An 11703-nucleotide genomic window follows, 5' to 3' on the forward strand; every position below is an offset into this window, starting at 1 on the left:
CGGAGGTGGCGAGCGGGTGGGTCTCGAGACGCCCCCTTCGGGGCTGCTCGACCGGCCGGTGCGGGTGGGCGTCGGCCCGCCGCCCCTCGGAGAGCAGCCCGCGGAGCGGTCCACTAGGGGGTGTGGACCGCCAGGGCGGCGGCCGCGGCCGGGGCCTCGCCGCTGCGGAGGGGGAGGAGGCGGTAGAGCAGGCGGTAGGGGCCCTTCTCCGCGGTGTTGCTGTACTTCTCGGGGCGGGTCGGCACGTCCCAGTTGCCGCCCTGGAGGCCCTCCTGGGCGGCGTCGATCCGGACCACCGTGCGCGTCGACGCCGGCACCTCGTGCCAGTGGCGGCGGTCGGCGAGCTCGTCCGGGCTGTTCGGCTGCACGTTGACGTACATCCCCTCGCCGGGCGCACCGGCGACGACGAGCACGCCGGCGCCGCCGCCGTCGACGATCGCCGCCCAGCGCGTGTCCGCCTTGTTCGCGCTGTCCTGCGGCCGGCTGTAGCGGGTCGGCTGCTCGGCGACGGAGCCGGTCCAGCGGCCGAAGAACGCCGAGGTGCGGCGGTCGGCGGCCGACTCGTGCGGACCGCGGCCGTACCAGTGCAGGGTCGAGAGCTCCGGCACGAGCCCGAACGTCGTCCCGACGACCTGCGGATTCGGCGTCCCGGGGACGGGGGAGAAGGTCGAGAGCACGTCCACCTGCCCCGTGCCGTGGATCGTGTAGACGATCGACTGCGGCGACGTCGTCACCCGGCCGGCCAGGCGGAACGGCACCGTCGTGGTCACCGTGCCGTCGACCGTGATCCGGACGGCACCCGGCAGCTCCTCCACGCCGACCCGGTCGACCGCCCACTGCTCGCCGACCCCGCGCCAGGGCAGCGACGGCTCGGGGTGCGTGGGCCGCATGTCCGGGATCGAGAGCTCGGGGTCGTTCGGGGTGCGCCAGTAGTTCGGCAGCAGCGGGTCGGCGAGCCGCTCGCGACCGCCGTAGCGGAGCGACGTCAGGCGGCCGTTCGCCCGGTCGACGGTGGTGGAGAAGGCCGGCCCGCGCACGACGGTCGTCGTCCCCTCCTCGGCGACGGTGACCGGCGGCGCCTCCCGCCGCGGCGGAGGACCGGCGGGGTCGGCGTCGACCGGGAGGTCGAACTGCGCGCGTGCGACGACGTGTCCCGCCTCCGCCCAGGCGGTGGGGGCGGCGAGGGCCAGCTGCACGTCGAGGCGGTACTCGGCGGCTCCGTCCTGCGCCTCCGGGAGGCGGTACGGCAGTGTCACGCGACCCTCCTGCTGCGGACCGATCGCCCACTCGGCGCCGGGCAGGGAGCCCTCCTCGATCGGCTCGCCGTCCGCGGAGACGGACCAGTGCACGACGCAGCCGCCGAGCCCGGTGAAGAGGTGCTCGTTCGAGACCAGGAGCGAGCCGGTGCGCAGATCGACCGCGGTGATCGTGACCGGCTGGTACGCGAGCCTCGCCTCCTCGAGCTTCGGAGTCGGCGTGAGGTCGGCGAGGACGAGACCGCTCATGTGCGCGCTCTCCTGGTTCGGCTCGTCGCCCCAGTCGCCGCCGTAGGCGAGGAACTCCTCCCCGGGCCGGTCGGGCTGCGGCCAGTGCAGGCCCTTGTCCGCCCAGTCCCACAGGAAGCCGCCCTGCAGAGCGCGCGGGTCCGCGCGGGCGGCCGCCCAGTACTCCTCGAGGTAGCCGGAGGCGTTGCCCTGGCTGAAGGCGTACTCGATGAGCACGTACGGCCGCGGGTCGCGCTGCGACCGCTCGACGAGCTTCTCGACCGGCGGGTAGAAGTCGCCGTCGAAGTCCGAGAGACCGGAGGGGACGACCCAGGTCCCGGAGCCGACGGGGTCCTGGTAGCTCACGGGGCGCGTCGGGTCGTGGGCCTTCGTCCAGTCGTGCATCGCCTGCAGGTTCGAGCCGACGCCGGACTCGTTGCCGATCGACCAGGCGATCACGCACGGGTGGTTCTTGTCGCGGTCGACCATGCTGCGCATCCGCTGGAGCAGGGGAGCGCGCAGCTCGGGGCGGTCGCCGGGGAGGAAGGGCCGGCCGTCGTCGTCGACGCGGTTGATGTGCGTCTCGTTGTCCGCCTCGTCGAAGACGTAGAGACCGTACTCGTCGGCGAGGTCGTACCAGAGCGGGTCGTTCGGGTAGTGCGAGGTGCGCACGGCGTTGATGTTGCTCTGCTTCATCAGGCGGATGTCCGCGATCATGTCGGCGCGGCTCAGCGTGCGGCCGGTGCGGGGGTGCCACTCGTGCCGGTTCACCCCCCGGAGGGAGACCACCCGGCCGTTGACGAGCAGCACGCCGTCGACGATCTCGACGCGGCGGAAGCCGACCCGGACCGCGACGCGCTCGAGGACGGCCCCGGTCGCGTCGCTCAGCTCGAGGACGAGGGTGGAGAGCTCGGGAGTCTCGGCCGACCAGAGCCGCGGGGCCGGGACGGGGATGCTCGCGGAGCTCTGCGCGCGACCGTCGGTGCCGAGGGCGACCGGCGCGGTCAGGTCGCCTCCGGGCTGCGCGTCCGGTCCGGTGCCGTCGAACAGCCGGGCGCGGAGCTCCAGACCGGAGGTGGACGGAGTCCCGTCCATCTCGACCGACACCTCGACCGACCCCGCGGTGAGCGCGTCGTCGAGCGGCGTGCGCACCGTGACGTCGCGGATCATCGCCCGCCCGCGCGAGAGCAGGCGCACGCTCCGGAAGATGCCGGACAGCCGGACGTTGTCCTGGTTCTCGAGGTAGGAGCCCGTGCACCAGCGGTGCACCTCGACGGCGAGGACGTTCGCCCCGGCCCGCACGTGCTCCGTCAGGTCGAACTCGCCGGTCGTGTAGCTGTCCTCGCGGTAGCCGAGGCGGTGCCCGTTGAGCCAGACCGAGTAGGCGGACTCCACTCCGTCGAACTGGAGGAACGTGCGGCGCTCGGCCCAGCCGTCGGGCAGCTCGAAGGACGTCCGGTACTGACCGACCGGGTTGTAGAGCGTCGGCGCGTTCGGGTAGTCGCCGCGCGGGTCCGGCTGCTCGTGGTGCCCGTTCGCCCCGGTCCACGGCAGCACGAGGTTGGTGCCGATGGGGAAGTCGTAGCCGTGCAGCTGCCAGCTGGACGGGACGGGGAGGGTCGGCCACTGCGCGTCGTCCCAGTCCTCGGCGGCGAAGCCGTCCAGGCGGGCGGCCGGGTCCGGCACCCAGTGGAAGCGCCAGTCGCCGTCGAGGCTGTGCGCGAGCGGCGTGCCCGCGGCGTCCCCCTGCAGTGCGGCGTCGAGCGTGGCGAAGGGGGTGAGCGCGGCGTGCGCCGGCTCCGTGCCCCACTCGAACACGTCGGGGTCGTTCCACTCCTGGGCGAGGGTCATACGGGGCTCCTTGTGCTGGTTCGTGCGTGCGGCGTGCCGCGTCGTGCGTGCTGAGTGCTGAGTGCTGAGTGCTGGGTGCTGGGTGCTGGGGGCGGACAGCGGAGTCCCCTCCCGCCGTCCGGTCGAGGGGCGAGGGGAGGGGACGGGATCCGCTACTGGTCGTAGGCGTTCTGCCAGATCTCGGCGTAGCGATCGGCGCCGAGGCTCGTCAGGGCGTCGAGATAGGACTGCCAGTCGGCGTCGCTCCCGGGGTCGCGGACCCCGGTGACGAACTCGGCGGTCGCCGTGGCGACGCTGCTCTCGACGTTGGCGGTGAGGGTGGAGAGCTCGCTCGCGTCCTCCGAGGGGACCCAGATGTTCCAGTAGGGGAACATCGCGTCGGACTCCTTGCCGGCGTACTGGTCGGTCGCCTCGAACAGGCGGCGCTCGAAGCCCGCCTCGGTGTAGATGTCGAGCGGCTGGACCTGGCTGGCGCGGAACTCGGCCGTGTCGAACACCTGGGCCATCGGGCCCCAGTTGCCGTTGTAGTCGGCCTCGTTCGACTCGTCCATCTTCGTGTCGACGAGGGACGGCTCGAGGCTCTGGTCGAGCGCGATCTCGCCCTCCTCGGGCGCGCGCCAGCCGATGCCCTCCTCGCCGAACTCACCGCGGACGTGACCCTCGGGCGAGAACAGGTAGTCCATCATCTCGACGATGACCTTCTGCTCCACCTCGTCGGCCGCCTTGGTCACGACGAAGGTCGCGCCGGGAACGCTCGGGAGCAGGAAGGTGGCGTTCTGGCCGCCGGGGCCCGTCAGCGGCGGGAGCAGGTCGTACTGCGTGTCGCGCCCGTCCTCCTGGCCGATGGTCACCGCGAAGCCGGGGTGGATGGCGGTGAAGCCGCCGATGAGCACGCCCTGCGCCGCGTTGCCGGTCGCGGTCATCTGGTCGCCGCCCTGCGAGAAGGTGGCGGGGTCGATCAGGCCGGCGTCCCACAGCTTGCGGAGGAACTTCAGGCCGTCGCGCCAGCCGTCCTGCATGGTCTGCAGCTGCACGGTGTCGCCGTCGAGCCCGAGCGAGACGGGCTGGCCGTTCGCGCCGGAGCCGGTGTTGAACGCGTTGTAGACGAAGGCGTTCATGATGTACGGCACCAGCGACTGCTGGGTGCTGCCGGTCAGCGGGATCTCGTCGGCCTGGCCGTTGCCGTTCGGGTCCTGGGTCTTGAAGGCCTGCATCACCGCGAAGAACTCGTCGGGGGTCGTCGGTGCCGCGAGGCCGAGGGTGTCGAGCCAGTCGGTGTTGATCCAGAACTTGTAGGGGTAGGAGCAGTGGTAGCAGTCGTTCCACTGCGGCAGGCCCCAGATCTTCCCGTCCGGCGTCTCGGTGAGCTCCTTGAAGCCCGGCTCCGCCTCGAGGGCGGCCTTGATGTTCGGGCCGTTCTCGTCGATGAGGTCGTCGAGCTGCACGAGCAGCCCCTGGTCGCCGTAGCGCTGCAGCTCGGCGCGGCTGAACTGGGACGCCCACGGCACGAGCATGTACGCCTCCGGCAGGTCGCCGCCGGCGAGCGAGATCTGCCGCGCCTCCGTCGCCTCGGACGCGCCGTACGAGGTCGTCTCGAACTGGATGTCGACGTCGAACTCGTCCTCCAGCACCTTGGTGAAGGAGTTGGTGTTCAGGTCGATCTGAGCGCCCTGCTCGCCGAAGATCCGGATGACCTTGCGGTCCGCCTCCGGGCTCTCGCCGGTGCAGCCGGTGAGCCCGATGATCGCGGTGGTGAGGACGGCGCCGACGAGGAGGTGCTTCCTCCGCGCGGCGCCTTTGCCGTGCTGTGTGCGAGAGAACAAGGTGTTTCCTTCCATGGGTGAGGACGCCGCGTGGCGATGCGCGCGACGGAGGGAGGAGCCGGCCCCGCGGGGCCGGCTCCGGGGGTGGGAGCGGGTCAGCCCTTGACGGCGCCGAGCATGATGCCCTTGTTGAAGTACCGCGCGACGAAGGGGTAGAGGACCATCACCGGGACAGTCGAGATGACGATCAGCGAGTACTTGAGGAGATCGGCGAGCTGCTGGCGCTCGATCTGCGCGGCCGCGTCCATGCCCGGAGTCGCCTGATTGAGGATCAGGACGTTCCGCAGCACCAGCTGCAGCGGATAGAGACTCGGATCGCGGAGATAGAGCAGCGCGTCGAAGTAGGAGTTCCACTGGTAGATCGCGTACATCAGCGCGACCACCGCGAGCAGCGGCTTCGAGAGCGGGAGCACGATCGTCCAGAGGAAGCGCAGGTCGCTCGCGCCGTCCAGCTGCGCGGCCTCGTAGAGCTCGTCCGGGATGGAGGAGCGGAAGAAGACGACCGCGATGATCACCTGCCAGACGCCGACGGCCTGGGGGAGGATGAGCGCCCAGCGCGTGTCGAGCAGGCCCAGCTGCTGCACCACCAGGTAGGTGGGGATGATGCCGCCGGCGAAGAGCATCGTGAAGATCACGCCGAGGGTGATCCCGCCGCGGCCCCAGAAGTCCTTCCGCGAGAGCGGGTAGGCGATCGCGACCGTCAGCACGAGGCTGACGAAGGTGCCGGCGGCCGTGTAGAAGAGCGAGTTGGCGAAGCCGGCGAGGATCGTCGAGTCGCCGAGTGCGCGCTCGTAGCCCTCGAGGGTGAAGTCGATCGGCCAGAAGCTCACTCGACCCGATGAGACGGCCAGCGGCGAGCTGAACGAGCTGGCGAGGATGTACAGCAGCGGCAGGAGCACCGCCAGCAGGAACGTCGTGAGCAGGACGTAGACGGCGATCATGAAGACGCGGTCGACCAGCGGGTCCTTGATGCGCGTGGTGCGCTGCCGGCGGCGCGAGGGCTTCGCGGGCTCGCGGCCCTCGAGGGCGGTGGTCGGCGGCGTGTCGAGTGCGGTCACCAGAGCCCCTGTCCCGTGGTCCGCTTCGCGAGCGCGTTGACGCCGAGGAGCAGCACCAGGTTGATCATTCCGTTGAAGAGTCCGATGGCCGCGGCCTGGCTGAAGTCGGCGTTGAGCAGTCCGACCTTGTAGACGTAGGTCGGGATGATCTCGGACTGCGAGAGGTTGAGCGAGTTCTGCAGCAGGAACGCCTTCTCGAACCCGATCGCCATCACGTTGCCGACGCCGAGGATCAGGATCGTGATCGCCGTGGGCATGATGCCGGGGATGTCGACGTGCCAGATCTTCTGCAGCCGGCTCGCGCCGTCGACCCGGGCCGCCTCGTAGAGCGAGGTGTCGATCGACGACAATGCGGCCATGTAGAGGACGGCGGAGTAGCCGGTCGTCTGCCAGACGTCGCTGAAGACGTAGATGTGCCGGAAGAAGTCCGGATCGCCGAGGAAGTCGATCGTCCCGAGCCCGAAGAAGGAGGTGACCTCGCTGACGGGTCCGAGCTTGGGCGAGAGGAACAGGATGGTCATCGAGATCACGACGACCGTGGAGATGAAATAGGGCGCATAGGTGACCATCTGCACGGTGCGCTGGAAGAAGCGCAGGCGCACCTCGTTGAGAGCGAGCGCGAGCAGGATCGGGAAAGGGAAGCCCGCGAGCACCACATAGGCGGAGAGCAGGAAGGTGTTCTTCAGCAGCGTCCAGAAGATCGGGTTCGAGAAGAACCGCTCGAAGTGCTTCAGGCCCACCCAGGGGCTGCCCCAGACGCCGTCGATGACGTTGTAGTCCTTGAACGCGATGATCGCGTTCGACATCGGCACGTACTTGAAGACGATGAAGTAGAGCAGCGGCGGCAGGATCAGCAGGTAGAGCTGCCAGTGCCGGCGGAAGCTGCGCCGCGCGGCCCGGAAGCCGCGGACGTTCGAGCGGCCGCGGATCGTGGCGGATCCGCCGGGGACGGGCTCCTCCGGGCCGGGGGAGCCGGGCACGGTCGCGCCGGGGACGGTCGTCCCCGGGGCACCGGTCAGCGGCATCACCATGCCGTGCCGACCGGTGTCGGGAGAAGGGGCGGACGGGTCGCCGTGCAGGCGCCGCGTGCCCCGTGTCGGGTGGTCATGGTCGAGACATCCAATCGCCGGTGATGAGGAATGAGAACGACACTAAACACCGGGACAAACGGATGTCAATGGAAAAACGAAACGTTTCGCCTACTTCTCCGAATATCGGGGAGAAGGCCGTGATTTGCGCAAGTGCGACCTTCGGCGACTGATTCGCTTTGCGCAAGATCAGCATGGGATCACAGGTGGTCTTTGCGAAAGATCACGGAGGGATAAGCGGACCTGGCTCTGCACAGAGAAGTACTCGAATGCTCTTTCGCAAGAGGAGGAAAGGGTCCGCTCGCGGTCGGGTCGGTCGACACGGCCCGACCCGACCCGACCGCAGGACGATCAGGCGGGCGACCGGAGCAGCCCGCCCGGGGAGCGGATCGTCGCCGCGGCGATGGCCATCGCGCGGGTCAGTGCCGCCGCGGGATCGCGCTCACCGGCGACGAGGGCCGCGACCACCGTGGTGAAGACGGCGTCCCCGGCGCCCATGGTGCGCCTCCGCCGGGGCGGAGGAAGTGGGGGAGGGACTCGGGGTGGATTCCGGGGCGCGGGTCAGACCGAGTCGCGCAGGATCGGCGGGCAGCGGACGGTGAGCCGCGGCACGTCGTGATCGCCGGAGCCGCGCACGAGGAGCTCGGCGCCGAGCCTGCCCATCTCGCGGAACGGCAGAGCGATGGTCGTGAGGGACGGGCGGAGGTATCCGGCGATGACCTCGTGATTGTCGAAGCCGACGATGGAGAGGTCCGACGGGATGCCCAGCCCGGCCTCGCGGGCCGCGTCGTACGCGCCCATCGCGATGCGGTCGTTGCCGCAGAAGAGCCCGTCGGGGCGCACCCGGGCGAGCAGTGCCTTCGTGGCGTCGTAGCCCGACGCCGCATCGGCGCCGCCGGCGACGATCAGCTCGGGGTCGACCGGGACGCCGGCCTCCTCGAGGGCCTGCCGATAGCCGGCGAGGCGTCCGCGGGCGGCGTCGAGGTGCTCGTCGATCCCGACGAGCGCGATGCGGCGCCGACCCCGGTCGAGCATCAGCCGAGTGGCGGTGTAGCCGCCGTCCTGCTCGTCCGGGACGATCGAGGGATGCGTCCCGGCCTCGTCGTAGCAGTGCACGAGAGCGATGTCGATGTCGTCGAACTCGCTCGGGATCTCGATGGCGCGGTTGTAGGTCGTGGCGATCATCACACCGCCCACGCGGTGCTCGAGCATCATCTCGACCGACTTGCGGTCGGGACGGTCCGGCGTCGGCGTGCCGACGATGATCAGCGACTTGCCGTGCTCCCAGAACCACTCCTGCGCGCCGGCGATCAGCTCGCCCGCGAAGGGCGTCGAGACGATGTCGGTGACGAGGCCGAAGAGGTCGGTGGTGCGCCCGGCGAGGGCGCGCGCGCCGGCGTTCGGGCGGTAGCCGAGCTCCGCGGCCGCGGCCAGGACCCTGGCCTTCGTCTCGCTCGAGACCTGCTTCTCGTCGTTGAAGGCGAACGAGACGGCCGAGCGGGAGACGCCGATGTGGCGCGCCACGTCGCTCATGGTGACTGCTCTCCGTGTCATCCGGCAACCTCCCTGTCGCGCGCCAGAAGTAAAGCTAACGCGCGTTAGAACGGGTGTCAACACCCGCGGCGCGACCCGGCGGATCCACGCGGACGGGAGGGGCGCACGGCGGCGCGCCGAGCCCCGCCGTCACTCCGCCGCGGCGCTCCGGTCCTTGCAGAGCGACCAGACGTTGCGGCTCGCCGAGCGCTCGTACTCGAAGGTCGTGACGAGGGCGTGGATGAGGGCGAGGCCCCGCCCGGACTCGGCGAGGACGTCGGGCATCTCCCGCGGGCCGCTGTCGATCCCGGGCGGGTCCGCGGTGTCGACGAGGAGGGCGCGCAGCGACACCTCGTCGACGGTGACGCCGAGCGTGCAGACGATCGCCGTCGCGGAGGAGCCGTGCTGGACGACGTTGCCCGCGAGCTCGACGACGGCGGTCTCGAAGGCGAAGCGGTCCATCGCCTCGACGTCCGGCCGGTCCTCCCACAGCTGAGCGAGCATCGAGTGGACGACCTCCACGGTGTCCGGGGGAGTGCGGAACCGGACGCTGCGCTCAGTCACGGTACGCGTCGCCGGGCGAGTCGAACCGGGCGAGCACGCGATCCAGGTTGGAGAGCTGCAGCACCATCATCACCTGGGCGCTGGGCGCCGCGATCCTGAGGTCGCCGCCGGCCTGGCGGGCGGTCTTCAGGCACGCGACGAGGGCGCCGAGTCCGGAGGAGTCGAGGAAGTCGACGGCGCCGAGGTCGACGACGATGCGGGGACTGCTCTCCTCGATCGCGCGCCGGACCGTCTCGCGCAGCTGCGGGGCGGCGACCATGTTCAGCTTGCCCGACGCGGTCACCACGGCGATGTCCGGGTCGATCTTCTCGGTGGTGAACGTCATGCGTGCTCCTTCTGGGCGGCGGTGGACGGGGCGGCGTCGAAGCCCCGGTAGGCGACGGCGCGGAAGAGGACGCTGAGCACGACCAGGTCGAAGAGCGCCCAGACGATGTTCACGCCGGTGCCGACGAGCTGCGCGCCGTCCACGAGGAGGTGGACCACCCCGACGACGACGGCCACGACCAGCAGGACCATGACGATCAGCTGGACCCGGATCAGACGCCACGGGATCCCCGTCGACTCCTGCCGCGTCTTGGGGGTGACCGCGAAGCCGAGCGGGATGCGCAGCAGCACGTTGTTGATCGCCGTCGAGCAGGCCTCGATCCAGACCGGGAACAGCGCGAGGCTGTACTGCTGCCCCCGCCAGGTCGGCGTCCCCTTCGCCGCCACGAGGAACAGCAGCTGGTTCACGATCATGAACGGGATGAAGCGCACGAAGAAGTCCGCGGCGATCGAGTCGACGGGCAGGATGCCCAGCACCAGGAAGACGATCGGGGCGGCGAAGTAGACGACGGCCGCGTAGCCGCTGAGGTAGCTCCACATCGTCGCGAAGTACATCAGGCGCTGCGGCACGCTCAGTGCGCGCTGCAGCAGCGGGTTCTCGCGCAGGAACACCTGCATCGTGCCCTGCGCCCAGCGCAGCCGCTGGGTGAGCATCGTCCCGACGTCCTCCGGGGCGAGGCCGTCGGCGAGCAGCTCGTGGTGGTAGACGCTCCGCCAGCCCAGGCCGTGCAGGCGCATGCAGGTCGCCATGTCCTCGGTGACCGAGATGGTGGCGAGCGGCATGATCGGCTGGGCCTCGCCGGGGCGGTCGACCGCGATGCTCTGCAGGACGGCCTGGACCGACTCGAGCGCGTTCAGGGGCGAGAGCTCCCGGTCCGCCAGTGTCGAGACGATCGCCTCGATGTCGACGACGGTGTCGGCGGACGCGCCGCCCTGCGCACGGTTCAACGCCCGGATCTCGGCCAGGTCGCTCTCGAGTCCGGCGACGTCCGAGGCGACGAGGGAGTAGCTCGCCGCGTCCACGCGGCGGTGCAGCTCGTAGGTGACGGTCCCGATCGGCCCGCCGGCCGCGATCGAGGTGCGCGCCTCGGCGATCGCGCCCGTCACCTCGTCGAGCGCGGCCCGCACCGCGGGGTCCGCCGCCGCCGGGTGCGAGCGCGCCTTCGCGACGACCCGTGCGGCCGTGCGCAGGGCGCTGCCGATCCTCCGGTCGAGCTCGCGGACGTAGCCGACGATGCCCAGCTGCATGAGCGCCTCCCGGCGCAGGACCGCGTTGGAGCCGCAGAAGAAGGCGGCGTTCCAGCCGTCCTTGCCCTGCTGGATCGGGCCGTAGAACAGCGGCGCCTGGCTGCCGAGCGGATCGCCGGTCGCCACGTTCGAGAAGACCTGCGGGGTCTGCACCAGGGCGACCTTCTCGTCGCGGAAGTAGCCGAGCGTGTGATCGAGGATCTCGGGCCGCGGGATCTGGTCGGCGTCGAGGATCAGGACGAACTCGCCCGTGGTCAGCTCGAGCGCGTTGTTGAGATTGCCGGCCTTGGCGTGCCGGGGGCGGTCCTTCCAGTCGGCGGACCGGGTGATGTAGCCCAGCCCCGCACCCTCGGCCGCCGCGCGCATCTCGGCGCGGTCGCCGTCGTCGAGGACCCAGGTCTCGTGCGGGAACCGGATCGCCTGCGCCGCGAGGGCGGTGGCCATGACCAGCTCGATCGGCTCGTTGTAGGTGGTGATGAAGACGTCCACCGTCGCGTCGGAGGCCGGCGGCGGGGGAGCGGGCCGGCCCTTCGCCCGCCACATCGTCATCCCGAACAGGCAGACGTCGATCAGGCTGTAGGTCTCGGCGACCACCAGGGGCACGGCGATCCACCAGGCGTCCCAGTTCAGCGAGAACAGCCACCGCCAGGCGACGTAGTTCACACCGAGGAGGACCGTGAGCACGACGATCACCCGCAGCAGGAGCATGCGGCCGGGCGAGGTGAGCGTG

9 protein-coding genes are annotated in these 11703 nt (G+C 70.5%); all 9 read right to left on the reverse strand.

The genetic code is table 11. The features are described 5' to 3' along the window. Positions 1–113: 113 nt before the first annotated feature. Positions 114–3335 (reverse strand): glycoside hydrolase family 2 TIM barrel-domain containing protein, encoded by a 3222-nt coding sequence (locus GTU73_RS11000; protein ID WP_160089419.1) that lies wholly within the window; start codon positions 3333–3335, stop codon positions 114–116. A gap of 152 nt (positions 3336–3487) precedes the next feature. After that, positions 3488–5158, reverse strand: a complete 1671-nt coding sequence (locus GTU73_RS11005) for an extracellular solute-binding protein (RefSeq protein ID WP_160089421.1) — start codon at positions 5156–5158, stop codon at positions 3488–3490. A gap of 95 nt (positions 5159–5253) precedes the next feature. Beyond that, the gene (locus GTU73_RS11010) at positions 5254–6216 is read right to left on the reverse strand and encodes a carbohydrate ABC transporter permease (protein WP_244231609.1); all 963 of its coding nucleotides are present in this window, start codon (positions 6214–6216) and stop codon (positions 5254–5256) included. Further along, entirely contained in the window at positions 6213–7241 is a 1029-nt protein-coding gene (locus GTU73_RS11015) for an ABC transporter permease subunit (RefSeq protein WP_160089423.1), read from the reverse strand. Before GTU73_RS11015 ends, GTU73_RS11010 begins: the two co-directional genes overlap by 4 nt. Before the next feature lie 414 nt (positions 7242–7655). Next, the gene (locus GTU73_RS11020) at positions 7656–7802 is read right to left on the reverse strand and encodes a hypothetical protein (protein WP_160089425.1); all 147 of its coding nucleotides are present in this window, start codon (positions 7800–7802) and stop codon (positions 7656–7658) included. Between the two features lie 63 nt (positions 7803–7865). After that, positions 7866–8858, reverse strand: coding sequence for a LacI family DNA-binding transcriptional regulator (locus GTU73_RS11025; protein ID WP_160089427.1), 993 nt, complete (start codon positions 8856–8858; stop codon positions 7866–7868). Between the two features lie 129 nt (positions 8859–8987). Next, positions 8988–9401 carry an ATP-binding protein gene (locus GTU73_RS11030; protein WP_244231610.1) on the reverse strand — a complete coding sequence of 138 codons (414 nt, stop codon included), beginning with the start codon at positions 9399–9401 and terminating at the stop codon, positions 8988–8990. Beyond that, positions 9394–9726, reverse strand: coding sequence for an STAS domain-containing protein (locus GTU73_RS11035; RefSeq protein ID WP_160089429.1), 333 nt, complete (start codon positions 9724–9726; stop codon positions 9394–9396). The genes GTU73_RS11030 and GTU73_RS11035 overlap by 8 nt, the downstream gene beginning before the upstream one ends. After that, the gene (locus GTU73_RS11040) at positions 9723–11681 is read right to left on the reverse strand and encodes a glycosyltransferase (RefSeq protein WP_244231842.1); all 1959 of its coding nucleotides are present in this window, start codon (positions 11679–11681) and stop codon (positions 9723–9725) included. Before GTU73_RS11040 ends, GTU73_RS11035 begins: the two co-directional genes overlap by 4 nt. Between the last annotated feature and the right edge of the window lie 22 nt (positions 11682–11703).

This window comes from Rathayibacter sp. VKM Ac-2804 (assembly GCF_009866655.1).
Taxonomy (GTDB): Bacteria; Actinomycetota; Actinomycetes; order Actinomycetales; family Microbacteriaceae; genus Rathayibacter.